The sequence below is a fragment of the Arthrobacter sp. AD-310 genome (genome assembly GCF_054656615.1).
In genome coordinates this window covers 119,947-142,885 of the sequence record NZ_BAAHNO010000007.1, presented here as the reverse complement: position 1 = coordinate 142,885, position 22,939 = coordinate 119,947, and the positions used below count along the sequence as shown (strand labels likewise).

Annotated in this window: 22 protein-coding genes; 3 read left to right on the top strand and 19 right to left on the bottom strand. The window is 65.7% G+C overall.

Annotated elements, in window-relative coordinates:
- Positions 1–75: 75 nt before the first annotated feature.
- The 9 genes from ACYQ1Z_RS04765 to ACYQ1Z_RS04725 all read right to left on the bottom strand — a co-directional run bounded on the left by ACYQ1Z_RS04765 (position 76) and on the right by ACYQ1Z_RS04725 (position 7,412).
- The gene (locus tag ACYQ1Z_RS04765; RefSeq protein WP_459791354.1) at positions 76–966 is read right to left on the bottom strand and encodes a F0F1 ATP synthase subunit gamma; all 891 of its coding nucleotides are present in this window, start codon (positions 964–966) and stop codon (positions 76–78) included.
- A 73-nt stretch (positions 967–1,039) separates the two neighbouring features.
- Entirely contained in the window at positions 1,040–2,677 is a 1,638-nt protein-coding gene (gene atpA / locus ACYQ1Z_RS04760) for a F0F1 ATP synthase subunit alpha (RefSeq protein WP_459791353.1), read from the bottom strand.
- An 80-nt stretch (positions 2,678–2,757) separates the two neighbouring features.
- Positions 2,758–3,585: a F0F1 ATP synthase subunit delta gene (locus ACYQ1Z_RS04755; protein ID WP_459791352.1), complete on the bottom strand. Its 828-nt coding sequence runs from the start codon at positions 3,583–3,585 to the stop codon at positions 2,758–2,760.
- Complete coding sequence (locus ACYQ1Z_RS04750; protein WP_454484394.1) at positions 3,585–4,136, bottom strand: F0F1 ATP synthase subunit B; 552 nt, start codon at positions 4,134–4,136, stop codon at positions 3,585–3,587. Before ACYQ1Z_RS04750 ends, ACYQ1Z_RS04755 begins: the two co-directional genes overlap by 1 nt.
- Before the next feature lie 51 nt (positions 4,137–4,187).
- Positions 4,188–4,391 (bottom strand): ATP synthase F0 subunit C, encoded by a 204-nt coding sequence (gene atpE, locus ACYQ1Z_RS04745; protein ID WP_009356484.1) that lies wholly within the window; start codon positions 4,389–4,391, stop codon positions 4,188–4,190.
- Positions 4,392–4,496: 105 nt separating this feature from the next.
- The gene (gene atpB / locus ACYQ1Z_RS04740) at positions 4,497–5,297 is read right to left on the bottom strand and encodes a F0F1 ATP synthase subunit A (RefSeq protein ID WP_459791351.1); all 801 of its coding nucleotides are present in this window, start codon (positions 5,295–5,297) and stop codon (positions 4,497–4,499) included.
- Between the two features lie 81 nt (positions 5,298–5,378).
- Entirely contained in the window at positions 5,379–5,717 is a 339-nt protein-coding gene (locus ACYQ1Z_RS04735; protein ID WP_459791350.1) for an AtpZ/AtpI family protein, read from the bottom strand.
- Positions 5,710–6,192 (bottom strand): hypothetical protein, encoded by a 483-nt coding sequence (locus ACYQ1Z_RS04730; RefSeq protein WP_459791349.1) that lies wholly within the window; start codon positions 6,190–6,192, stop codon positions 5,710–5,712. Before ACYQ1Z_RS04730 ends, ACYQ1Z_RS04735 begins: the two co-directional genes overlap by 8 nt.
- A 107-nt stretch (positions 6,193–6,299) precedes the next feature.
- On the bottom strand, positions 6,300–7,412 hold the full coding sequence (locus ACYQ1Z_RS04725) for an MraY family glycosyltransferase (RefSeq protein ID WP_459791348.1): 1,113 nt from the start codon (positions 7,410–7,412) through the stop codon (positions 6,300–6,302).
- A gap of 289 nt (positions 7,413–7,701) precedes the next feature.
- Here ACYQ1Z_RS04725 and ACYQ1Z_RS04720 point away from each other — a divergent pair, with 289 nt between their 5' ends.
- Complete coding sequence (locus ACYQ1Z_RS04720) at positions 7,702–8,598, top strand: glycosyltransferase (RefSeq protein WP_459791347.1); 897 nt, start codon at positions 7,702–7,704, stop codon at positions 8,596–8,598.
- Here the strand turns inward: ACYQ1Z_RS04720 and ACYQ1Z_RS04715 are convergent.
- From ACYQ1Z_RS04715 to argS, 10 genes are all read right to left on the bottom strand, one after another.
- Positions 8,595–9,380, bottom strand: coding sequence for a WecB/TagA/CpsF family glycosyltransferase (locus tag ACYQ1Z_RS04715; RefSeq protein ID WP_459791346.1), 786 nt, complete (start codon positions 9,378–9,380; stop codon positions 8,595–8,597). The genes ACYQ1Z_RS04720 and ACYQ1Z_RS04715 overlap by 4 nt on opposite strands.
- The gene (locus tag ACYQ1Z_RS04710; protein ID WP_459791345.1) at positions 9,380–10,201 is read right to left on the bottom strand and encodes an L-threonylcarbamoyladenylate synthase; all 822 of its coding nucleotides are present in this window, start codon (positions 10,199–10,201) and stop codon (positions 9,380–9,382) included. The genes ACYQ1Z_RS04715 and ACYQ1Z_RS04710 overlap by 1 nt, the downstream gene beginning before the upstream one ends.
- A 12-nt stretch (positions 10,202–10,213) precedes the next feature.
- Positions 10,214–11,086, bottom strand: a complete 873-nt coding sequence (gene prmC / locus ACYQ1Z_RS04705; RefSeq protein WP_459791344.1) for a peptide chain release factor N(5)-glutamine methyltransferase — start codon at positions 11,084–11,086, stop codon at positions 10,214–10,216.
- A gap of 12 nt (positions 11,087–11,098) precedes the next feature.
- Complete coding sequence (gene prfA / locus ACYQ1Z_RS04700) at positions 11,099–12,172, bottom strand: peptide chain release factor 1 (RefSeq protein ID WP_459791343.1); 1,074 nt, start codon at positions 12,170–12,172, stop codon at positions 11,099–11,101.
- Between the two features lie 201 nt (positions 12,173–12,373).
- Positions 12,374–14,518 (bottom strand): transcription termination factor Rho, encoded by a 2,145-nt coding sequence (gene rho / locus ACYQ1Z_RS04695; protein ID WP_459791342.1) that lies wholly within the window; start codon positions 14,516–14,518, stop codon positions 12,374–12,376.
- A 292-nt stretch (positions 14,519–14,810) separates the two neighbouring features.
- Entirely contained in the window at positions 14,811–15,785 is a 975-nt protein-coding gene (gene thrB, locus ACYQ1Z_RS04690) for a homoserine kinase (RefSeq protein WP_459791341.1), read from the bottom strand.
- A gap of 2 nt (positions 15,786–15,787) precedes the next feature.
- The gene (thrC, locus tag ACYQ1Z_RS04685) at positions 15,788–16,894 is read right to left on the bottom strand and encodes a threonine synthase (RefSeq protein ID WP_459791340.1); all 1,107 of its coding nucleotides are present in this window, start codon (positions 16,892–16,894) and stop codon (positions 15,788–15,790) included.
- Positions 16,895–18,211 (bottom strand): homoserine dehydrogenase, encoded by a 1,317-nt coding sequence (locus ACYQ1Z_RS04680; protein WP_459791339.1) that lies wholly within the window; start codon positions 18,209–18,211, stop codon positions 16,895–16,897.
- A 1-nt stretch (position 18,212) separates the two neighbouring features.
- Complete coding sequence (gene lysA, locus ACYQ1Z_RS04675; protein ID WP_459791338.1) at positions 18,213–19,688, bottom strand: diaminopimelate decarboxylase; 1,476 nt, start codon at positions 19,686–19,688, stop codon at positions 18,213–18,215.
- Between the two features lie 4 nt (positions 19,689–19,692).
- A complete protein-coding gene (gene argS / locus ACYQ1Z_RS04670; protein WP_459791337.1) occupies positions 19,693–21,342 on the bottom strand; it encodes an arginine--tRNA ligase in 1,650 nt (549 codons plus the stop codon).
- Between the two features lie 190 nt (positions 21,343–21,532).
- Between argS and ACYQ1Z_RS04665 the strand changes: the two genes are divergently transcribed.
- Together ACYQ1Z_RS04665 and ACYQ1Z_RS04660 are read left to right on the top strand one after the other, a co-directional pair.
- Positions 21,533–22,054: an FMN-binding protein gene (locus ACYQ1Z_RS04665; RefSeq protein WP_459791336.1), complete on the top strand. Its 522-nt coding sequence runs from the start codon at positions 21,533–21,535 to the stop codon at positions 22,052–22,054.
- A gap of 3 nt (positions 22,055–22,057) precedes the next feature.
- On the top strand, positions 22,058–22,930 hold the full coding sequence (locus ACYQ1Z_RS04660) for an FAD:protein FMN transferase (RefSeq protein ID WP_459791335.1): 873 nt from the start codon (positions 22,058–22,060) through the stop codon (positions 22,928–22,930).
- Positions 22,931–22,939: the final 9 nt, after the last annotated feature.

The window sequence follows — 22,939 nt, the reverse complement described above, 5'->3', positions numbered from 1 at the left end:
CACTTCACTCAGTAGATGGCGTGGGTTAAGTTTATCTGTGGTGGTGCAGGTCAGCGGACCGGAGGCAGCTGGCGGCTAGGACGCGAGGGCGTCGGCGCCGGCAACAATCTCGGACAGCTCCTGCGTAATTTCGGCCTGGCGGGCCGTGTTGCGCAGACGCGTGTACTTCTTGATCAGTTCCGTCGCGTTGTCCCCTGCCGACTTCATCGCGCGCTGGCGGGCTGCCAGTTCGGATGCGGCGGCCTGCAGCATTGCTGCGAACAGGCGCGCTTCGATGTAGCGCGGCAACAGGGCATCGAGAACCTGCTCGGTTTCCGGCTCGAATTCGTACAGCGGCAGCAGGTCCGACTCGGAGGCGGCTTCCTCTTCCACTACCTCCAGCGGCAGCAGTCGGATGACCGTGGGCTCCTGGGTGACCATGGACTTGAAGCGCGTGTAGACGACGTGGATTTCGTCCACGCCACCGTCTTCGTAGTCGGCGGCGAAGTCGGCCAGCAGTGCGTCGCCGATCTCCTTTGCCGTGCTGAACTCGGGTGCGTCGGTTCCTCCGGTCCAGACCCGCGCGTACTCGCGGTTCCGGAAGTCGAAGTAAGCCTGCGCCTTGCGGCCCACGAGGTAGGTTTTGACTTCCTTGCCTTCAGCGTGGAGAAGCTCGTTGAGACCTTCCGCCTGCTTGAGGACACTGGCCGAGTAGGAACCTGCCAGGCCACGGTCCGAGGTGATTACCAGGACGGCGGCGCGGCGGATCTGCTGCGGTTCGGTGGTCAGCGGGTGGTCGATTTCGCTTTGGCTTGCGACAGCAGAAACGGCGCGCGTGATCGCGTTCGCGTAAGGCAGTGAAGCTGCTACGCGCGCGCGGGCCTTCCCGATGCGCGAGGTAGCGATCAGTTCCATCGCCTTGAAGATCTTGCGCATCGACGTGGTCGAGCTGATCTTCTGGCGGTAGACCCGGATCTGGGCTCCCATACTTATCCTTTCCTAACATTCCGTAAACCGGGTGTGCCGGACCCCGTGGGCCCGGCACATCCGGTCAGCGGAACTAGCGCTTCTGCTTGACGATCTTTTCCTGGTCAACGTCGCCCTCGGAGATGGCATCATGCTCCTCGTGGCCTGCGCCCACCAGCTGGTTGTCGCCTTCGCCGAAGAAACCCTTCTTGAAGTCGACGATGGCCGACTTCAGGGCTGCAACGGTGTCATCGTCCAGCACGTTGGTCTGAGCCAGCGTGGTGAGGATCGAGGACTTCCGGCCCAGGTGGTCCAGGAACTCGCTCTCGAAGCGGCTGATGTCCTCAACGGGGACGTCATCCAGGTAGCCGTTGGTGCCGGCCCAGATGGAGACAACCTGGTTCTCGACCGGGAACGGCGAGTACTGGCCCTGCTTGAGCAGTTCCATCAGGCGTGCGCCACGGGTCAGCTGCTGGCGGGAGGCGGCGTCCAGGTCCGAGGCGAACATGGCGAATGCCTGCATGTCGCGGTACTGGGCCAGGTCCAGCTTCAACGTGCCGGAGACCTTCTTCATGGACTTCACCTGTGCGGCACCACCCACGCGGGACACCGAGACACCCACGTCAACAGCGGGGCGCTGGTTGGCGTTGAAGAGGTCGGACTGCAGGAAGATCTGGCCGTCGGTGATGGAGATGACGTTGGTCGGGATGTAGGCGGAAACGTCGTTCGCCTTAGTCTCGATCAGCGGCAGGCCCGTCATGGAACCGGCACCCAGTTCGTCGGACAGCTTCGCGCAACGCTCCAGCAGGCGGGAGTGCAGGTAGAAGACGTCGCCCGGGTAGGCTTCGCGTCCCGGCGGGCGGCGCAGCAGCAGCGACACGGCGCGGTAGGCTTCGGCCTGCTTGGACAGGTCATCGAACACGATGAGGACGTGCTTGCCGCCGTACATCCAGTGCTGGCCGATGGCCGAGCCGGCGTACGGTGCCAGGTACTTGAAGCCCGCGGGGTCGGAGGCCGGGGACGCCACGATGGTGGTGTACTCCAGCGCGCCGTTTTCCTCGAGGGTCTGGCGGATGGCGGCGATGGTGGACGCCTTCTGGCCGATTGCCACGTAGATGCAGCGGACCTGCTTGGTCACATCGCCGGAAGCCCAGTTGGCCTTCTGGTTGATGATGGTGTCGATCGCGATGGCGGACTTGCCGGTCTGGCGGTCACCAATGATCAGCTGGCGCTGGCCGCGGCCGATCGGAATCATGGCGTCGATTGCCTTGAGGCCGGTCTGCATCGGCTCGTGCACCGACTTGCGCTGGGTTACGCCGGGAGCCTGGAGCTCCAGGGCGCGGGTGGTCTCGGCCTTGATCTCGCCGAGGTCGTCGATGGGCACGCCCAGCGGGTCCACCACGCGGCCGAGGAATGCGTCGCCGACGGGAACAGAGAGAACCTGTCCCGTGCGGTGGACTTCCTGGCCTTCTTCGATACCGGTGAAGTCACCGAGGATGATAACGCCGATTTCGCGGACGTCGAGGTTCTGGGCCAGGCCCAGGGTGCCGTCCTCAAAGCGCAGCAGTTCGTTCGCCATGACCGAGGGAAGGCCCTCAACACGGGCGATGCCGTCACTAGCGGTGGTTACGCGGCCGACCTCTACGCGCTCTGCGTTTCCGGGTTCGTAGGACGCCGCGAACTCGTTCAGCGCATTACGGACGTCGTCGGCGTTGATGGTCAATTCGGCCATCTGCAGTCCCTGCTCTCCTGTTTTGTGATCACCGTTGGACAGTGACCGGGGTTTCTATCAGTTTGGTTGTGCTTGTCCGGCTAGCCGGCCAGCTGGCGTTCCAGCTCGCCCAGCCTGGTGAGGACCGAAGCGTCGAGCACTTCGTCACCGACCTGGACGCGGATGCCGCCAATGAGTGCCGGGTCAACGTTGATGTTGACCTTCAGGTCCCGCCCGTACATGGCGTTCAGGCCCGCCTGGAGGCGTGCCAGCTGCGTTGGTGTAAGGGGCCGGGTCACGCTGACCGTTGCAATCCAGCGCTGCTGCCGCTTGGCCGCCAGTTCGGCGAACCGTTCCACGAGCCGGGTGGCTTTGATGCCGCGGGGCTGGGTAACCGCCTGGGTGATGAGGACTTTGGCTTCCTCACTGACGCCGGGCACCAGCTTCTCGGCAAGGGCAGCCTTGGCGGCTGCACTTGCCTGAGGCTCGGACAGAGCACGTTGTACCTCGTGGCTGGAGGCAACAGCCTGGTTGAAGGAGAACAGATCGTTCTCCAGTTCTTCCAGGCCAGTGATTCCGGAGGCAGAAACGGCCGACTTGTTTTCAGCAACGGAGATGACCACCGTTGCGGCAAGAGTCTCGAGTGCATCGCCGATGTCCCGCGCGGATGCCCAGCGTGAGCTGGCCAGTCCGCCCGCGATCTCAGCAGCATCAGCGGAGACTTTTCCGCCAACCAGCTGCCTGACCAGCGCCGACTTTTCGTCACCGGAGCGGGACGGGTCAGTCAGGGCGCGGCGCAAGCCAGCCGAGCTGTCCACCATTCCCAGAATTCCGAAGAGTTCCTTTGCCAGCTGCAGCGACGCGGTAGGAAGCTTGGCTTCCAGCGCGGCCAGTGCTGTCGCCAGCGATTCGCTCGATACGCCTGCCATTACTTAGCTGCACCTGCGTTCTGGGTCTCCAGATCTGCCAGGAAACGGTCCACGACCCGTGCTGCCCGCTCGTCGTCGTTGAGCGCTTCGCCCACGATGCGGCCGGCAAGGGTGGTGGCCAGGGTGCCAACCTCGGAGCGCAGGGACACAACGGCCGCCTGGCGCTCGGATTCGATCTGTGCGTGGGCCTGCGCAGTGATGCGGGCAGACTCGGCAGCAGCCTTCTCCTTGAGGTCCGCGAGGATCTGTGCACCTTCGGCGCGGGCTTCCTCGCGGATGCGGTTTGCTTCGGTGCGGGCGTCGGTCAGCTGCTGCTTGTACTCTTCGAGTGCAGCAGACGCCTCAGCCTGGGCCTTTTCAGCCTTTGCGATGCCGCCTTCGATGGCCTCGGCGCGCTCGGCGAAGGTCTTTTCGAACATCGGGACAACGAACTTGACCACGATGAACAAGAGGATGAGGAAGCCCACGAGGACAACGCCCATTTCCCAGAGATTGGGCATCAGGGGGTTGACTTCGCCCTCAGTGGCGGCTGAGATGATCAGCTGATTCATGTTTCACCCGTCCTTTTCTACTCGGTTCTGTAAGTTCGCTTCGTTCCAGGACTAGAGAACGAAGGCGAAGACCAGGCCGAGGATGGCGAGGGCTTCGGTCAGCGCAAGGCCGAGGAATGCGATCGGCTGCAGCACGCGCTGAGCCTCGGGCTGGCGTGCAACGCCGTTGATGTAAGCAGCGAATACGAGGCCAACACCGATACCACCGCCGATTGCGGACAGACCGTAACCTACGAGGTTGAGATTGCCTTCCATTTTTCTTCCTTTCAAGATGCCGCCGATGCGGCAGGTTGTTTGGGTTGCTTCATCCCCGCAAGGGGAAGTCTGTGTTCGCTTGCCGGCTGAGTCCGGCAGCGGAGCCTAGTGGCTGTCGGCGTGCAGTGCGCCTTCGATGTAGATCGCGGTCAGCAGGGTAAAGACGTAGGCCTGCAGGACCATGATCAGTGCCTCGAGCATGTACATGGCGATGGCACCGGCCAGGACCAGGACCGAGGTTCCCTTCAGCAGGATGTTCTCCTGCATGACCAGGAATTCGATGCCGGAGCCGGCGATCATCACGATGAGGTGGCCTGCCAGCATGGTTGCGAACAGACGGAGGCTGTGCGTGACGGGCCGGACCAGGAAGTTGGAGATGATCTCGATCGGGATCACGATCGGCAGGATGAACCACGGGACACCGGACGGAACGGTGGCGAGCTTGAAGTAGCGCAGGCCGTTCTTCTTGACGCCGATGGCGATCCAGGTGAAGTAGACCAGGCCGGCGAGCACATATGCGCCGCCTACGTGCGAGAACGTGGGGAGCTGGATCAGCGGGATGGCGCCGTAGATGTTGTTCACCAGGATGAAGAAGAACAGGCTGAACAGCAGGGGGACGTACTTGATGAAGTCCCGGCCGCCGATGATGTCCTTGGCGATGCCGTTGCGGACGAAGCCGTAGGCGGCCTCGCCGGCGAACTGGAGCTTGCCGGGTACCAGCTGCTGCTTGCGTGCAGCCAGCACGAAGAAGGCGGCAATGATGACGACAGAGAGGAGGACCAGCAGCATCTGCTTGGAGAATCCTTCTGCGGCACCCCACGGCAGGATTGCCGGCAAATGCATTTCGTTAATACCAGGAGGGGCGAACTCTCCTGAATCTTGGGCCGGGAGCGCAAGCGCGATCAACGCGTTTCCTCTCTGCAGTGTCCATCATTGGGCGTTGGGCGGGGACCGGCGGCCTGGCGGCCGGCTGTTCCCCCTGTGAAATTATTTGGCATTCGTGTCGCCGTCCGTGGACGGCCCGCTGGCAGCAGGACGCTCACCAGCTTTTTTGCGGGAACTGGTGAGGCCATGCATGTGGGAAAGGTAAAAACCTCCGACGGCTCCGAGCAGAGCGCCTGCGAGCACAATCCAGCGCGTTCCCCACAGATAATCCAGTCCCCACCCTATCAAACTCCAGACGATGATTCCGCCAATGATGTAGCTGAAGACGGCCATCCCGGCGTTGTATCCGCCGTCGGAGTTGCCGCCGGATACACCGGGAGCGGAACCGCCGGATGCGCGGTTGGCTGCGGAGGCTTTTCCGGGCTTCTTCGGTTCACGCATCGGAGGCTTCCTTGGTTTCTGGATCGTTGTAAATCTGCAGCCGGGCTTTGCTGAAACCATAGAGTTCAGCTGCCTGCCACAGGACGACGGCGGTGACCGCGCCTGCCACGAACCACCGGCCTTGCAGCCACTGGGGTGCACCCACCATAAACAGGACGGCAGCAAACCCGACGACCTTGATGAAGTATGTGGCAACGAACACGCCAATGGCCCCGGAAGGATTGTTGCGTCCCACGAAGTGGCCCACCAGGAGGCTGATTCCGAAAAACAGCATGACCAGCAACCCGCCCAGCGAACTGGAGGCGGCTCCCGCAGCCCCGTCCACTACAGCGGCCGGAACCGCACACAGGACGAGGCCTGCAACTGCGGCAGCGGAGCTGAGCTTCAGCAGATGCAGCCACAGCGACTTTGTGGGTCCGGTTGCACCAACAGGTCCTTTGCCGGACACAGGTCCGGAGTCGGCGTTGGAGGTCATGCGATCCCAATCGTCGGTGCCACAGGCTGATGGCCGGAGGGCGGGGTGGAGGGGCAGCTTTGGCTGCCCCTAAATTCTACACGAGATAGAAATGATTGCTGACGGCATTACGCGGCTGTTTCCTCGCTCCGGCGCGCAAGGTACGGCCACGCGGTGACAAGTCCCATGACCAGGGTGGCGAAGAGGTCTGCCGCAAGGACTATCTGCCAGGGGAAGATGGCGAATGCCAGGCCGCCGAAGGACAGGACGCCGGTCCAGAGGTACATCAGGACCACAGCCGTACGGTGTGAGTACCCGATGTCCAGGAGCTTGTGGTGCAGGTGCCCCCGGTCCGCCGACCACGGCGACCGTCCGCGCGCTGTCCTCCGGACCACTGCCAGGCCCAGGTCCAGAAGCGGGAGGAAGAGCACCGCGAAAGGAAGCAGGATGGGGATCACCGTGGAGATACCGTTGGCCCGGTCGTACAGGCCGGAGGTGATCTGGCCTGTCGAGACAACACCTGCGGACGCCATCAGCAGCCCGATGAGCATGGCTCCGGAGTCCCCCATGAAGATCTTCGAGGGAAACCAGTTGTGCGGGAGGAAGCCCAGGCAGCTTCCCACAAGGACGGCCGTGATCAAAGTGGCGAGATCGGAGTAGTCCAGGAGGACAGCGTTGCGGTGCACCCAGTAGGCCGTGAAGAAGAAGGCTGTTCCACCGATAATGGCTACGCCGGCTGCCAGCCCGTCGAGCCCATCGATGAAGTTGAAGGCGTTCATCGTGGTGACAATCAGCCCGGCGGTGAGCACGACCCTGATCGTTTCGTTCTCCAGGTAAATGGGTTCGGGCACCCACGGCACGATGGTCATCTGGACGCCCCAGACTGCAACGGTGAGCGCGGCGGCGCTTTGGCCGATGAGCTTCACCCACCAGCGGATGTCCAGCAGGTCGTCTGCCACGCCCACCAGCACGATGACGGCCGCGCCGGCGAGGACTCCCCAGGGCGAGAAGTTGTTCCGGTAGATGTCCTTCACGAAGAAGGACTGGCTGGCGACGATCAGCGCTGTCATGACGCCAAGGAAGATGGCCACCCCGCCAAGCCTGGATACCGGCGTGGAATGCATGTCCCGGCTGCGGATGGGCAGGTGCAGTTCCAGCCGGTGCCCGACCACCCTGGCGCCCCAGGTCGCGCCGTACGAGACGAGGGCAGCGGTCAACCCCATGAGCAGGTACATGATCATGGGGCAACAACCGTTTCGACCGGAATGGAACTGGAGCAGGGCTGCCGTGCCGGCAGGAAAGCCCTTGGGGGTGGGCTCACTGGCAGGGAATCTGTTCGTCGATAAATGAAACTTCTCCGTCGCCGAGCACGCCGCAGGCAGCGCGTATTGGCTTCAACGCAGTGCCTTACAGGGCTGTATTACAGTGGACTCTAGTCAAAGATACTAGCGCCACCGGCTTCATGGCTCCGCGCCGCACTGGCGCATGACGGGCGGGGAATTCCCTGACAGCCATGCTGAAAGGAACTCCATGACCCCCCGCATCGCAGTTGCTGCCGTGACCTTCAACCGCCCCAGGGAACTGGCTGTCCTGCTCGATTCCATCAATGCCCAGACAGCCGCGGTGGACACGATCTGCCTGGTGGACAGCGGCACGGAGCCTGCCAGGGACGTGGCAGCCAAACACGCGAACGTGGACTACGTCAGGTCGGAAGCCAACCTTGGCGGCGCCGGCGGGTTCGCCCTCGCGGCACTGAAGGCAATGGCCAGCGGCGCCCGGTGGATTTGGATGATGGACGACGACGCCGAGCCGGCGGACCCGGAATGCCTCGCCACGCTGCTGCGGGAGGCTGAGGCACGCGACCTTGAGGCGGTGGTTCCGCTGGTGGCGGCGCCCGGCCACCCGGACCGGCTGTCCTTCTTCTTCCGCCTGGACGGCAAGGTTACCCACGAGCGGGCCGAGGTGGAGAAGCTCGGCTTCCTGCCGAACGACGGGCACTTCTTCAACGGGGCCCTGATCCGGTCTGACGTTTTCTTCAAGGTGGGCCTGCCCGACATCCGGCTCTTTATCCGTGGCGACGAGGTCGACTTCACGATCCGGCTCCGGAAGGCCGGGGTCCGGTTCGGAACGGTCACCACCACCACCATCACCCATCCGCACGCTTTCTCGGAGACTCAGCACGTGTTTGGTGCCCGCTGGCACGTGATTGTCCCCGAAGGCGCGTTCAAGCAGTACTACTACTACCGCAACCGGGGCTACCTGATCCGCCGCTACTTCCGGATCCGTTCCCTGGTGGCGGACGTTGGCGGCTACACCGGCTACTTCCTGCAGCGCCGCGACCTTGCCGGGTTCCTGGGGTGGGCGAAGTCCTTCAGCAAGGGCCTCCGGGGCAAGGGGTTTGCCCCGTTGGAGGACCAGAAGTTCTAACGGCCCGGCCGGCGTCCGGCCGCCCGGCGGCTGCGTTGCAGGCGCCTGCCGGCGAGAAGCCACAGCAGGACCCACGGTTCCCCAAACACGCGGTAGGCCACGCGCCGGGGATGCAGGAGCAGCCGCCAGGCCCACTCCAGTCCAAGCCGTCCCAGCCATCTGGGGGCAAGTTTCTGGACGCCGGCGAGTTGTTCAATGGCTCCCCCGACCGCACAGTAGACTGCGGGCGGCAGGGACTCGAGCCGTCGTTGGAGGACTTCCTCCTGCAGCGGCATGCCAAGGCCGAGCAGGACCAGCTGCGGCTGCTCACTGTGTAGCCACGTTACGGCCGCCTCTTCAAGGTCCGCGTTCCAGCCTTCACCGGGAAAACCTGCCACCCGGGCGGCGGGAAGAATCGCCTGGAGCCTGGCGACGGCCCCGGCGTTCGCCTCAGCCCCGGCGCCGACGACGGCAATCCGTTCGAGCCCCTGAACCTGGTGCAGCGCCGGAAGCCAGTCCGTGGAGCCCAGCCGGTAATCCATCACCGGGCCGTCGGCGTTCCCGGTCCTCCCCCACAGCCACAGCACGGGGGCGCCGTCCAGCAGTACGACATCACTGCGCTCATACAGCCTGCGGAAGCCTTCGTCCGCATGCGTCAGGGTGACGCTGTGCAGGTTGTGGCCAAGCACGGTCCGCCGGGATCCGTCCTGCACATACCGGCTGAGCTGGTCCATCAGCTCGGGCACCCGCAGCGGGGTGGCGTCGACGTCGAGGAACGGGATCCGCTGGCGCTGCAGCGTCATCAAGGCTGGGTGCCCTGCCCGGCGGCGGGTGAGTCCTTCGTTCCGGGAGCACCGTCACCGGGTGTCACGACGGAGGAACCTCCGGCAGCAGGCAAGTCACCATGGGCACCCGGAGCAGCCGCAGGTTCTTCCCCAACCGGTTCCTCCTCCGCCATCGGGATCTCCCCCAGGCCGAGCACTCCGGGTACATGTTCGCGGAGCTGGTCGAGGCTGATGGCGCCGCTGCGCACCACCCGAAGGCGGGGTCCGGTGGCGTCCACGATCGTCGACGCGACGGCGGGCTCACCTTCGGCGGGGCGGAAGCCACCTTCCAGGTAAACCTCCACGGAGTCCGCGAGCTGTTCGCGTGCCGCTGCCGCCGTCTGGGCCGGGGCGTGTCCGGTGCGGTTGGCGGAGGAAACAGCCAGCGGTCCGGTCAGGGTGAGCAGTTCCTGGGCGATGTCGTCGGCCGGCATCCGCAAGGCCACGGTGCCTTTTGTTTCACCGAGGTCCCAGTCCAGGGACGGCTGGGCGTGCAGGATCAGGGTCAGCCCGCCGGGCCAGAAGGCTTCGGCCAGCTTCCGCGCATCGGCGGAAACGTCGGTGGCCAGCCCGTCCAGGGCATTGATGCGTGGAATCAGTACGGGTGGCGGCATGGTGCGGCTGCGCCCCTTGGATGCCAGGAGCATGGTGACGGCGTGGGGCGAGAACGCGTCTGCAGCGATTCCGTACACGGTGTCCGTGGGAAACACCACGCACCTTTTTTCGCTGATGGCGCGCTGGGCATGCTCAAGCCCCTGCGCGCGCTGGTCGTCAACGGTGCAGTCATAGGTTGTGGTCACTGGCTTATTCTTTCATTCCGAGTGGTCCGGGTCCGCGAGCACTGCGCTGGTGGCGCGTTCCTTGTTGTTCAGGTCCAGGTGCGTCGTGATGGCGTTCCAGTTTCCGGCGCGCCGCAGCATCTCCGCGATCCAGCCGGCCTGGACTTCCGCGTGTTCCATCACGAAGTAGCCCCCCGGCCGCAGCAGCCTGGCTGCTGAGGCCGCAGCCGCCGTCGGAAGCTCCATGCCGTCCGCTCCCCCGCCGTACAGTGCTTCGGGCGGGTCGTGCAGGGCTACTTCGGGCTCGTTGGGGATGGCTTCGGCGGGAATGTACGGCGGGTTGGACACCACGACGTCGAACGTTCCGTTGAGCTCCGGCAGGGCGTCGCGCAGGTCCCCCAGGACAAGGCGGACACCAAGGGGCGCCAGGTTTTTCGCCGCCCAGGCGTGGGCGAAGGGACTGTACTCGACGGCGTGGACCTCGGCGCCGGGCACTTCGTGCGCTATGGATCCGGCGATCGCTCCCGATCCGGTGCCCAGGTCCACCACCCGGGGAGACGCCACGCCTCTGAGGTGGTCGATGACCAGCTGGACCACAGACTCCGTTTCGGGCCGTGGAATGAACACCCCCGGCCCGACCGCGAGTTCCAGGTACCGGAAGTGCGCGACCCCGGTGATGTGCTGCAGCGGTACCCTGCCGGCCCGTTCCGCAACGAGCTCGGCGTATCCTTCGGGAGCCGGCGTGTCACCCAGCATGAGTGCGCGCAGCCGGCCCAGCCCGACGTTCAGGATGTGGTCCGCGAGCAGCTCGGCATCTACCCGGGGGCTGGGCACGCCTGCATCGCCCAGGATTGCGGTGGCCTCGCTGACGGCTTCCGCGAGGGACTGGCCCGGCCCGATGGTCATGGGTGCCAGGGACTACTCGCCCAGGGCGTCCAGGCGCGCCTGTTCATCCATCTCGATGGCGGACTGGATGACGGGCTCGAGGTCGCCGTTCATGACCTGGTCAAGGTTGTATGCCTTGTAGCCGGTCCGGTGGTCCGCGATGCGGTTCTCGGGGTAGTTGTAGGTGCGGATGCGCTCGGAGCGGTCCATGGTGCGGATCTGGGACTTCCGCTGCTCGGAGTTGGCGGCGTCGATCTGCTCCTGCTGGTGCGCCAGGATGCGGGCCCGGAGCACACGCATGCCGGCTTCGCGGTTCTGCAGCTGTGACTTTTCGTTCTGCATGGCCACCACGATGCCCGTGGGCAGGTGGGTGATGCGGACGGCTGAGTCGGTGGTGTTCACGGACTGGCCGCCGGGACCGGACGACCGGTAGACGTCGATCTTGAGGTCGTTCTGGTTGATTTCCAGCTCTTCGGGTTCGTCCACTTCGGGAAGGACCAGGACGCCGGCCGCGGAGGTGTGGATGCGGCCCTGCGACTCGGTGACGGGAACCCGCTGCACGCGGTGCACGCCGCCTTCGAACTTCAGGCGGGCGTAAACACCTTCTGCGGGGTCGTTCGAGTTGCCCTTGACGGCCACCTGGACGTCCTTGTAGCCGCCCAGGTCGGATTCGGTGGCCGAGATGATCTCGGTCTTCCAGCCGCGCGACTCGGCGTAGCGGGTGTACATGCGCAGGAGGTCGCCGGCGAACAGGGCGGCTTCGTCGCCGCCTTCGCCGCCCTTGACCTCCAGGATCACGTTGCGGGCATCGTCCGGGTCGCGGGGAATCAGCAGCCGGCGCAGCCTGGCCGCGGCAGCTTCGAGGGAAGCCTCCAGTTCAGGAACCTCGGCGGCGAATTCCGGATCCTCGGCTGCCATCTCCCTGGCAGCGGCGAGGTCATCCCGCAGTCCCTCCCACCGGTGGTAAGCCTCGACGATGCCGTTCAGCTGAGCCGACCGCCGCCCGAGCTTCCGGGCAAGCCGCTGGTCGGCGTAGACAGCAGGATCCCCCAGCTGCGCCTGAATGGAATCATGCTCATCAAGCAGGCCCTGTACGGACTCAAACATTCTCAAACCTCTTTCGACTTGTACAAGTCTAATGACGCATTCAGCGGCAGGTGACGTGCGGCCGCCGTCGTATATTTTTGCCGGCCAGGGAGTGGCATCGGGCCTGTCGGAGCGTTGCGGCTGACGTACGCAGTATGTCAGCCGCAACGCGAAGGGGCGGGGCCGGCAAAAATATGCGACGGCCCCACCCCTGTAACTCAGCTACTTGTCGTTATCCGACTTCGCACCAAGCGTCGTCTTCTGGACCTGCATGAGGAACTCGACGTTGCTCTGGGTTTCCCGGATCTTGTTGGTGAGCAGTTCAAGGCTCTGCTGGGTTTCGAGTCCGGAGAGGACACGGCGCAGCTTCCACATGATCTTGACTTCCTCGGGCGAGAGCAGGTTCTCTTCGCGGCGGGTGCCGGAGGCGTTGACGTCCACAGCGGGGAAGATGCGCTTGTCTGCCAGCTGGCGGGACAGGCGCAGTTCCATGTTGCCGGTGCCCTTGAACTCTTCGAAGATGACCTCGTCCATCTTGGAACCGGTCTCCACGAGGGCGGTGGCCAGGATGGTGAGCGAGCCGCCGTTTTCGATGTTGCGGGCGGCGCCGAAGAAGCGCTTGGGCGGGTAGAGGGCTGCGGAGTCCACACCACCGGACAGGATTCGGCCGGAGGCCGGTGCTGCCAGGTTGTAGGCGCGGCCCAGGCGGGTCATGGAATCCAGGAGGACCACCACGTCCATGCCCATTTCCACCAGGCGCTTGGCGCGCTCGATGGACAGTTCGGCAACCGTGGTGTGGTCGTCGGCGGGACGGTCGAAGGTGGAGGCAATGACCTCGCCCTTGACGGTGCGCTGCATGTCCGTGACTTCTTCGGGGCGTTCGTCGACCAGCACCATCATGAGGTGGACCTCAGGGTTGTTGGTGGTGATGGCGTTCGCGATGGACTGCAGGATGAGCGTCTTGCCGGCCTTGGGCGGGGAAACGATCAGGCCGCGCTGGCCCTTGCCGATGGGTGCCACGAGGTCGATGACGCGGGGGCCGATCTTCTTGGGATCGGTCTCCAGGCGCAGGCGCTCAGACGGGTAGAGCGGAACCAGCTTGGCGAATTCGACGCGGTCCTTCAGTTCCTCGGCGGTCTTGCCGTTCACCGAGGTGACGCGGACGAGAGCGTTGAACTTCTGGCGGTTGGACTGCTGGTTGCGGTCTTCGCCCTCGCGGGGTGCCCGGATGGCGCCGACGACGGCGTCACCCTTGCGCAGGTTGTACTTCTTGACCTGGGCCAGTGAGACGTAGACGTCGTTGGGGCCGGGCAGGTAGCCGGAGGTGCGGATGAACGCGTAGTTCTCCAGGACGTCCAGGATGCCGGCGACGGGCAGCAGGACGTCGTCCTCGGTGATCTCGACGTCGTCGACGTCCGGGCCCTGGGAGCGCCCACGACGGCGGTCGTTGCGGTCACGGAAACGCTCATTGCGGGAGCCGTCGCGGTCCTGGCCGCCGGAGCGGTCGTTCCGGTCGCGGCGGTTGCGCCGGTTGCGGCGGCTGCCGCCGTCAGCATCCTCATCGCGGTCGTCGCGGCGGTTGTCCCGGCCGCCGTCGCGCTGGCCTGCGTCGCGGCTGCCCTCGTTATCGCGCGCGGCGTCGCGGCCACCGCGGGTGCGGCCTTCACGGCGGTCAGTGCGCTGGCCGGCGTCGGCTGCTTCAGCAGCAGGTGCCTCGGCACGCTGTTCTGCGGTGCGCTGTTCTGCCTGGCGCTGTTCGGCGGCGCGGTGGTCGCTGCCTGCCTGTTCCTGTGCCGGCTGCTCGGCGGGGGCTTCCGCAGGGGCCTCCTGCACGGCTGCTTCGCCGCGGCGGCGGTTGCGGGTGCGCGGCTGGCGGCGCTCGGGAGCGGCTTCCGTTTCGGCGGCTTCCGGTGCGGCAGGGGCTTCCACCGGAGAGGCCGCTGCCGGTGCCTCGGCAGCTGCTTCGGTTGCTGCCGGGGTAACCACACCGTCGCTGACCGCGCGGCGGCTGCGGCCACGGCCGCGGGCACGTGTGGGCTCGGCGGCGGTTGCTTCGGCCGCGGGCGCCTCTGTGGCAGGAGCAGCAGGAGCGGCTTCTACCGGAGCGGCGACGCTCTGGCTGGCCTTTTCCGCGGTCCTGGCCGGAGCCTTGGTGGCCGGGGTGCCGGCGCGATGGGCGGAGATGGCCGAGACCAGGTCTCCCTTGCGCATGCGGGAACCGCCGGAAATACCCAGCTGGCTGGCCAGGGCCTGCAGCTGCGCGAGCTTAAGGCCGGCAAGGCCGCTGCTCTTGGCGGGTGCTGCCGGCGCTTCGGCGGCTGGAGATGCTATGTCCACAGCTGGTGACAGCTCAGTGGTTTCGGTCACGAAGGATCCTTCCCCCTCGACGGCGTCCAGACTGGGAGCTGGGCGCGATGATTTGATCTGGGCTGCAGTTCAGATCTGCAGCCGGGATTTCGGCCTTGCCGGTTGGATTTCGGCCAGCAGGGCCGGATACTGATTCACCTTGCGCCCCGCCCATAGCGGGACGCCGGCTGACGTTTGGGGGGCAGTTGGATGCTGCAGTTTCCTGCGTCAGACCAAGCAGGCGGCACCGGAATGCATTCGCAGTAGGAGATCAAAGAGCAACTGAATGCAGGAGCAGATCAGATAGGCGGAATTACCGCCGGTGCAAGTCCACCTTAGCACCTTCAACGTCCACTGCCAGCTTCAGCACCCGCCAGGCAACGTCCGGCGTGTTGGCCTCGGTGAACGACCTGATGAATTCGAGCGCCCGGGCGGCTTCCTCTTCTCCGTTGGCCAGTACCAGGACGGTGGGCCCGGCCCCGGAAACGACTCCGGCATGGCCTGCACTGCGCAGCGCCGCGATCAGGGCGGCGCTGGGCCGCATGGCTTCGGCGCGGTAGCTCTGGTGAAGGTAGTCTTCGGTGCCGGCCAGGAGGAATTCGGGCTTCTGTGTCAGTGCGTGGATCAACAGCGCGGCGCGGCCGGAGTTCATGGCGGCCGCGTGGTGGCCGACCGATGCCGGAAGCAGGGCCCGGGCGGCCTCGGTGGAAAGTTCGTAGTCCGGGACCGCGACGATCGGGATGACGGACCCGACAACCGTGGCGCTGGTGCTGCTGTACTGGTCACTGTCCTGCCATGACAGCGCCAGTCCGCCGAAAATGGCGGGAGCGACGTTGTCCGGGTGGCCCTCCAGCTCGCTGGTCAGCTGCAGGATCCAGTCGCGGCCGCGCTGGTTTTCGGCAGGCACCATGGCGTTGGCCGCGGACACGGCGGCCACCACAGCGGAAGCCGACGACCCCAGGCCGCGGCCATGGGGGTTGACGTTCTCGGCAGTGATCCGCAAGCCGCCGTGGCGGAAGCCCAGGCGCTCGAAGGCAACGTCCATGGCACGGATGACCAGGTGGCTGGCATCCCGCGGGAGCGTATCTGCGCCCTCGCCGCGGAGGTCGAACTCAAGTTCGTCCGTGTCCAGGCTTTCCACGGTCAGGGTGTCGTGCAGCGCCAGGGCCAGGCCGAGGCTGTCGTAGCCGGGGCCAAGGTTTGCCGTAGTGGCGGGAACCCGCACGGTGACGCGCTGGCCGGCTTCGATGAGTTGCAGTCCGACGGTGGCCTGCGAGGTGGTGTCCAAGGCTATTTTTCTTCCAGTCCCAGTTCTGCGGCTACGGTGACGACGTCGTTGGGCACCTTGACGGGCTGGACGTCGCTGCCGTCTTCGGTGCGGAGGGCCCACTGCGGGTCCTTGAGTCCGTGGCCGGTCACCGTGATGACAATCGTCTTTCCGGACGGGACCTCGCCGGCAGCGTGCTTCTTGAGCAGGCCGGCCACACCCGCGGCGGAACCCGGCTCCACAAAAACGCCCTCCTTGGAGGACAGCCAGCGGTGCGCGTTGAGGATCTGCTCGTCGGTGACGGCGTCGATCAGGCCGCCGGACTCTTCGCGGGCGCCCACGGCACCGTCCCAGGAAGCAGGGTTGCCGATCCGGATGGCGGTGGCGATCGTGTCGGGTTCGGTGATGGGGTGGCCGGCGACGAACGGGGCCGCACCGGCTGCCTGGAAGCCCCACATGGCGGGAGTTTTTGTGGAGACGGCGGGAAGGGTGCCGGCGGTGGCGGACTCGAACGGAGCGGAGTACTCCTTGTAGCCCTTCCAGTACGCGGTGATGTTGCCGGCGTTACCCACGGGAAGAACGTGGATGTCCGGGGCGTCGCCCAGGGCGTCAACGACCTCGAAGGCCCCGGTCTTCTGGCCCTGGATGCGGGCGGGGTTGACCGAGTTGACCAGGAATACCGGATAGGACTCCCCCAGCTTCCGGGCGATGTCCAGGCAGTTGTCGAAGTTGCCGTCCACCTGCAGCAGCGTGGCACCATGCGCGATGGCCTGGCTGAGCTTGCCCATGGAGATCTTGCCCTCGGGAACCAGGACGGCGCACTTCAGGCCGGCGGCGGTGGCGTACGCGGCGGCCGAGGCGGAGGTGTTGCCGGTGGAGGCGCACACCACGGCCTTGGCTCCGGCTTCCACGGCGGCGGTCATCGCCATGGTCATGCCGCGGTCCTTGAACGAGCCGGTGGGGTTCATGCCCTCCACCTTGAGGTAGACCTGGGAGCCGGTGAGCTCGGAGAGCTTCTGTGCGTGCACCAGGGGTGTGCCGCCTTCGCCGAGGGTGATGACCCGCGTGGATTCCGTGACGGGCAGGCGGTCAGCGTATTCGCGGATGACACCGCGCCATTGGTGAGCCACTTAGACTCCTTCTACCCGCAGAACGGATGTAACTGAGTTGATGACGTCCAGGCGCTTCACGGCCTCGACGGTGGCCGCGAGGGCGGCCTCGGACGCGCGGTGGGTGACGATCCGCAGTTCGGCGGATTCCACGTTGGACTCCGCGTCGCGGTGGATGGTCTGCCGCATGATTTCGATGGAGACGCCGTGTTCGGCGAACAACTGCGCGATTTTGGCCAGGACGCCGGGCTGGTCGGCAACGTCGAGCCCGATGTAGTAGCTGGTGACCGCGGCGTCGATGGGCAGCGCCGGGACGTGGCCGGTTGTGGTCTCGGTGCGGCCGGGGCCGCCGAGGACCAGGCGGCGGGCAGCCGACACGAGATCGCCCAGGACGGCCGACGCCGTCGGGGTTCCGCCGGCACCCTGGCCGTAGAACATCAGCTCGCCGGCGTTTTCCGCCTCGACGAAGACGGCGTTGAAGGCGCCGTGGACCGCCGCCAGCGGGTGCTCGCGCGGCAGGAGGGTGGGGTGCACGCGGACGTTCACGCCTTCCTTGCCGTCGGCATCATTCAGCTTCTCGGCGATGGCCAACAGCTTGATGACGAAGCCCGCGTCTTTTGCCGCGGCGATGTCGGCGGCCGTGACGGAGGTGATGCCTTCGCAGTGCACGTTCTCGAGCCCGAACCGGGTGTGGAAGGACAGCGACGCCAGGATGGCGGCCTTCGCGGCGGCGTCATGGCCTTCGACGTCGGCGGTCGGGTCCGCTTCCGCGTAGCCGAGGCGCTGGGCTTCGGCCAGCGCGTCGGCGAACTGGGCCCCGGTGGAGTCCATCTGGTCGAGGATGAAGTTGGTGGTGCCGTTAACGATGCCCAGTACGCGGGTGATCCGGTCACCGGAGAGACTGTCGCGGATGGGGCGCAGGATAGGGATGGCGCCGGCGACGGCGGCCTCGTAGGAGAGCTGGACACCCGCCTTGTCCGCTTCCTCGTAAAGGGTGGGGCCGTCCTGGGCGAGCAGCGCCTTGTTGCCGGTGACCACGCAAGCACCGTTGCGGACCGCGGTGACGATCAGCGACCGGGCGGGCTCGATGCCGCCCATCAGTTCGATGACCAGGTCGGCGTCCTTGACCAGGGTGTCGGCGTCGGTGGTGAACAGTTCCTGCGGCAGCTCAACGTCGCGGGGGGCGTTGACGTTGCGCACGGCGATGCCGCTCAGCTGCAGCCGGGCTCCGGTGCGGGCGGCAAGGGCGTCGGCGTCCTCAATGAGGATCCGCGCAACCTGGGCCCCAACGTTGCCACAGCCCAGCAGGGCCACTTTCAGGGTTCGCATTTCCGTCACTTCAGGCTCCCATGTCGCGGTTCAGCAGATCTTCTTCGGTTTCCCCGCGGACAATCAGCCGGGAAGATCCGTCGCGCACCGCGACAACGCCCGGCCGGGCCAGATAGTTGTAGTTGCTCGAGAGGGCCCAGCAGTAGGCGCCGGTTCCCGGTACGGCAAGCAGATCACCGGCTGCCACGTCCTCGGGCAGATATACATCTCTAACAACTATGTCGCCGCTCTCGCAATGTTTGCCCACTACGCGGGACAGCTGCGGAGCCGCGGCAGACATACGCGATGCCAGAACCGCCGAGTAATCCGCGTCGTAGAGCACCGGGCGGGCGTTGTCGCTCATGCCGCCGTCCACTGACACATAGCGGCGGGCATACGTAACGTTGTTAGCCCCGTCACCCGCGGTGTTTCCGGCCGGAGCATCGACGCGTACCGTCTTCAGCGTGCCCACTTCGTACAGGGTGAACGTCGTGCTGCCAACGATGGCGCGGCCCGGCTCGATGGAGATACGCGGGGAGTCTATGCCCAGTTCGGCGCAGGTGGAACGCACGACGGCGGCCATCGCCGTCGCGATGTCGGCTGCGGGGCGCGGGGTGTCCACCGGGGTGTAGGCGATCCCGTAGCCTCCGCCGAGGTCGAGCTCCGGCATGATGATGGAGTATTTTTCCTGCATGGCTGCCAGGAAACGCAGCAGCTTCTCCGCAGCCAGCGCGAACCCGTCCGGTTCGAAAATCTGGGAACCGATATGGCAATGCAGGCCGAGGAGTTCGATGCCGGGGTGGGCCGATGCCGCCGCCACCGCTTCCTCGGCAGCGGAAAGCCCGGCCTGGTCGGTGGTGTCCGCTGCCATGGAGAGGCCAAACTTCTGGTCTTCGTGGGCGGTGGCGATGAACTCGTGCGTGTGCGCGTGCACGCCGGGCGTCAGGCGCAGCATGACCTTTGCCTGTACGCCGCGTGCCCTGGCGATGTCGCCGACGCGGACCAGTTCGTCCAGGCTGTCCACCACGATGCGGCCCAGTCCCATGTCCAGTGCCCGGTTGATCTCGGCGTCGGACTTGTTGTTGCCGTGCAGGGCGACTCGCTCCCCCGCGATCCCGGCGCGGGCGGCGACGGCGAGTTCGCCGCCGGAGGCCGTATCCAGCCGCAGCCCTTCCTCGTCAACCCACTTCACCACTGCCGTGCACAGGAACGACTTTCCGGCGTAGTAGACGTCCACGCCACCGCAGATGTCGGCAAAGGCTGCGTCGAAGGAGTCCTTGAACGCCCGCGCCCGGGCACGGAAATCCGCCTCGTCCATCACGAAGAGCGGGGTTCCGAACTGCTCCTTGAGCTCCTGGACGGTGACGCCACCCACGGTGATGGCGCCGGCGTCGTTACGTTCAACGCTGCCCGCCCACATGGGTTCCTGGAGTGCGTTCAGGTCCGCCGGAACGGAAAGCCACTCCGGTGCAAGCGGCGACGCGCTGCTTCCGGTTTCTACAGACATCGGGTTACATCCGTTCCGGCGCGGAAACGCCAAGGAGGTCGAGGCCGTTGGCCAGTACCTGGCTGGTGGCGTCGTTCAGCCACAGCCGTGTGCGGTTGGTGTCCGTCACGGGCTCGTCCCCCATGGGCGCCACACGGCAGGCGTCGTACCAGCGGTGGTAGGCGCCGGCGATCACTTCGAGGTGGCGGGCCACCCGGTGCGGTTCACGCAGCTCCGCAGCCTTGGCGACGATGGAGGGGTAGCTGCCCAGGTGGGACAGCAGCTCGTTTTCCGTGGCATGGTCCAGGACCGAGGCGTCGAACGCGGAACGATCCACTCCTGCGGCCACGGCGTTGCGTGCAGCGCCGCGGGAGCGGGCATGCGCGTACTGGACATAGAACACCGGATTTTCGTTGCTGTGCTTCTTCAGCAGCTCCGGGTCAAGCGTCAGCGGCGAGTCGGCCGGGAACCGTGCCAGCGAGTACCGGACGGCGTCCTTGCCCAGCCATTCGATGAGGTCCTTGAGCTCGATGATGTTGCCGGCACGCTTGGACAGCTTGGCGCCGTTCACGGAGACCAGCTGGCCAATCAGGACTTCGATGTTCTTTTCGGGATCGTCGCCGGCAGCGGCGGCGATGGCTTTGAGCCGGTTGATGTAGCCGTGGTGGTCGGCACCGAGCAGGTAGATCTTCTCGGTGAAGCCCCGGTCCTTCTTGGACAGGTAGTAGGCGGCGTCGGCGGCGAAGTAGGTGGGCTCGCCGTTGGCGCGGATCATGACGCGGTCCTTGTCGTCACCGAAGTCGGTGGTGCGCAGCCAGACGGCGCCGCCGTCGTCGTACACGTGGCCCTGCTCGCGGAGGCGCGCCACGGCACTTTCTATGGCGCCGGCGTCGTGCAGTTCCTGCTCGGAAAAGAACACGTCGAACGCGACGCCGAAGTCGGCAAGCGTGGCCTTGATGTCCTTCATCTGGGCCTCATAGGCGGCGGCGCGGATGACCGGCAGCGCGGCCACCTCGGTCAGCTCGCGGATGTCCGGGTGCGCAGCCAGGACTTCGTGCCCAAGGTCTGCGATGTACTGGCCCGGGTAGCCGCCTTCGGGAACAGGGAGGCCGTGCAGGCGCGAGTACACCGAGTTTGCGAAGGTGTTCATCTGCGAACCGGCGTCGTTGATGTAGTACTCGGCCGTGACGTCCGCACCTGAAGCGCGCAGGACGCGGGCGATCGAATCGCCGAGCGCCGCCCAGCGGGTGTGTCCGATGTGCAGGGGGCCCGTGGGGTTCGCGGAAACAAACTCCATGTTCACGGTGCGGCCGGCTAGCGCGGAGTTGGTGCCGTATGCGGTCCCGGCTTCCACGATCACCTTGGCGAGGGCGCCGGCGGTGGCGGCGTCGACGGTGATGTTCAGGAAGCCTGGCCCTGCGATGTCGACGGCGGCGACGCCTTCGATCGTCTTGAGGTGGGCGCTCAGCACGGTGGCGAATTCGCGGGGGTTGGTGCCGGCCTGCTTGGCAAGCTGGAGGGCGATGTTGGTGGCCCAGTCCCCATGGTCCCGGTTCTTGGGTCGCTCCACGCGTACCTCATCAGGAATAGCTGATGCTGCAAGGGCAATCTGACCGGCGGAGACGGCATCCTTCAGGCAGGCGGATATGGCGAGGGAAAGTTCTTCGGGAGTCACCCCTCTAGCCTACCGGGGGCCCGGTGGCACCAAAGAATTTGACGGCCTCCGGCCGGGGGCGCCGCCGCACAGGCCGGACACAGGGAAATTCCAACAAGGGCACAGTGTTGAACCAATAGTGTGGATTCAACGTTGACAACACCGTAACCATGTTCCTGGAACCTGAGCACCTACGACGAAACGAGCCTGGATGAGACCCCGTGCAAGCACAAGCCCAGCCAGCAAAAGCACAGTAAGCAAAAGCTTGGTGAGCAAGAGCGTATATGCCGGCATCGCCGGCCTGTCCCTGGCCGGAACCGTGGCCGGCTGCGCCCCCTCCGCCGGCCAGGACAGCCCCGGCCCCGCCGCAACCAGCACCGGGGGATCCTCAGCCGCCGCGCCGTCGTCGGACTCTTCCGCACTGGCCGGCAGCGGCTCCGCATACAAGGACGGGACGTACAGCGCGGACGGAACGTACGTGTCCCCCAACGGCACCGAAACCGTGGGTGTGCAGCTGACCCTTGCGTCCGGCACCGTGACGGACGTCCAGATCACCCAGCATCCGTCCAACCCGAATACCCGCAAGTTCCAGGGCGAGTTCGCCGGTGGGATCGCCGCGCAGGTCGTGGGCAAGAACATCGACGACCTCAACGTCTCGAAAGTGGCCGGCTCGTCCCTGACCAGCGGTGGCTTCAACAAGGCCGTGGAGCAGATCAAGTCTGAGGCGCAGTAGCCGGTGCGGGGCGGGAACTGGGAGGATTTTTCGTTCGAGGGGATCGGCACGAAGTGGGTCATCTCCACGCCGCACCCCCTTGCGCCTTCCCTGCACCAGCGCCTTTTGCATCGGGTTGAAAAGTTCGACGCCGACTGGTCCCGTTTCCGTGGCGATTCGCTGGTGGGCATCATGTCCCGCCGTCCGGGCCGCTACTGCTTCCCCGCCGAGGCCGGCCCGCTTGGGGAGCTGTACCGGACCCTGTACAGGGTCTCCGGCGGCGCCATGACTCCTCTCGTCGGCGCCAGCCTGGAGCGGCTGGGGTACGACGTCGCATATTCGTTGAGGCCGGCCGGCGCGGCGCTGCCGCCGCCGGCCTGGGACGAGGTCCTCGACTGGAACGGGACATCAATCACCACCACCGCTCCGGTGGTCCTGGACGTCGGTGCCGCGGGGAAGGGCCTGCTGGTGGACCTCCTGGCCGGCGAGCTGGCCGCCGAAGGCATTGAGTCATATGTCATTGACGGCAGCGGCGACCTTCTGGCGCATGGCCCCCAATCCGTCGACGTGGCCCTGGAACATCCTTACAATCCCGCGCAGGCCATAGGGGTCGTGCCGCTGAAGGGACGCTCGCTCTGCGCTTCCGCGGCAAACCGCCGGGCGTGGGGAGACGGTTTGCACCACGTCCTGGACGGGACCACCGGTCAGCCGGTGCGCACCGCCGTCGCCACGTGGGCCCTCGCTGAAAAGGCCGTGGTTGCGGACGCCCTGGCCACCGCGTTGTTCTTCGTTCCCGGCAGTACGCTCGAGGAAACGTTCGACTTTTCATGGCTGACGGTCTTCTCGGACGGCAGCGCCGCCTATTCGGCTGAATTCGAAGGGACTTTGTTCACATGAGCCAGGCGT

What these genes read in the sequence shown, in the direction of transcription:
- atpA (WP_459791353.1), bottom strand. Translation starts at nt 2,677, where the DNA reads ATGGCCGAATTGACCATCAACGCCGACGACGTCCGTAATGCGCTGAAC.
- ACYQ1Z_RS04715 (WP_459791346.1), bottom strand. Translation starts at nt 9,380, where the DNA reads ATGACGCTGCAGCGCCAGCGGATCCCGTTCCTCGACGTCGACGCCACC.
- ACYQ1Z_RS04735 (WP_459791350.1), bottom strand. Translation starts at nt 5,717, where the DNA reads ATGCGTGAACCGAAGAAGCCCGGAAAAGCCTCCGCAGCCAACCGCGCA.
- ACYQ1Z_RS04665 (WP_459791336.1), top strand. Translation starts at nt 21,533, where the DNA reads ATGAGACCCCGTGCAAGCACAAGCCCAGCCAGCAAAAGCACAGTAAGC.
- ACYQ1Z_RS04755 (WP_459791352.1), bottom strand. Translation starts at nt 3,585, where the DNA reads ATGGCAGGCGTATCGAGCGAATCGCTGGCGACAGCACTGGCCGCGCTG.
- prmC (WP_459791344.1), bottom strand. Translation starts at nt 11,086, where the DNA reads ATGACCATCGGGCCGGGCCAGTCCCTCGCGGAAGCCGTCAGCGAGGCC.
- prfA (WP_459791343.1), bottom strand. Translation starts at nt 12,172, where the DNA reads ATGTTTGAGTCCGTACAGGGCCTGCTTGATGAGCATGATTCCATTCAG.
- ACYQ1Z_RS04730 (WP_459791349.1), bottom strand. Translation starts at nt 6,192, where the DNA reads ATGACCTCCAACGCCGACTCCGGACCTGTGTCCGGCAAAGGACCTGTT.
- atpE (WP_009356484.1), bottom strand. Translation starts at nt 4,391, where the DNA reads ATGGAAGGCAATCTCAACCTCGTAGGTTACGGTCTGTCCGCAATCGGC.
- ACYQ1Z_RS04725 (WP_459791348.1), bottom strand. Translation starts at nt 7,412, where the DNA reads ATGATCATGTACCTGCTCATGGGGTTGACCGCTGCCCTCGTCTCGTAC.
- ACYQ1Z_RS04750 (WP_454484394.1), bottom strand. Translation starts at nt 4,136, where the DNA reads ATGAATCAGCTGATCATCTCAGCCGCCACTGAGGGCGAAGTCAACCCC.
- ACYQ1Z_RS04765 (WP_459791354.1), bottom strand. Translation starts at nt 966, where the DNA reads ATGGGAGCCCAGATCCGGGTCTACCGCCAGAAGATCAGCTCGACCACG.
- lysA (WP_459791338.1), bottom strand. Translation starts at nt 19,688, where the DNA reads ATGTCTGTAGAAACCGGAAGCAGCGCGTCGCCGCTTGCACCGGAGTGG.
- ACYQ1Z_RS04720 (WP_459791347.1), top strand. Translation starts at nt 7,702, where the DNA reads ATGACCCCCCGCATCGCAGTTGCTGCCGTGACCTTCAACCGCCCCAGG.